Annotated in this window: 1 protein-coding gene; it reads right to left on the bottom strand. The window is 37.7% G+C overall.

Translation table 11 applies throughout. From position 1 onward, the window contains the following. Positions 1-22: 22 nt before the first annotated feature. The coding region (locus HZY83_RS06200) for an HAD-IC family P-type ATPase (protein ID WP_179943189.1) at positions 23-573 on the bottom strand (551 nt) is incomplete at its 5' end.

Below are 573 nucleotides of genomic sequence, written 5' to 3'. Positions count from 1 at the left end.
CCTTTCAAGAAATATAAGATTCTTATAATTTCATACGTTTTAGACGTAAAGCGTTTGTGACAACACTTACAGAACTTAAAGCCATTGCTGCTCCCGCAACCCAAGGTGCTAGCAGACCAATTGCTGCTATAGGGATACCTGCAACATTGTAACCAAACGCCCAAAATAGATTTTGGCGAATATTACGAATTGTAGATTTACTTGCTTTTATTGCTTTTGGAATTAATAAAAGGTCTCCTCCTAAAATAGTTATATCAGCAGCTTCGATTGCAACTTCTGTACCTGTACCAATGGCAATACCAATATCTGCTTTAACTAGTGCTGGAGCATCATTGACACCATCTCCAACCATAGCTACTTTTTTACCTTCAGATTGAATTTCTGCTACTTTAGAAGCTTTTTCTTCTGGTAAAACCTCTGCAATAATCGTGTCTATACCAACTTGTTTTGCTATTGCTTGTGCGGTACGTTTGTTATCACCAGTTAACATAGCAACTTCAATACCTAATTCATGAAGTTTTTGAATAGCTTGTTGGGCAGTATCTTTAACTGTATCGGCTACAGCGACAACCC

It is taken from the genome of Gemella sp. GH3 (assembly GCF_013415425.1).
Classification (GTDB): domain Bacteria; phylum Bacillota; class Bacilli; order Staphylococcales; family Gemellaceae; genus Gemelliphila.
This window is presented reverse-complemented; position numbering and strand designations above follow the sequence as displayed.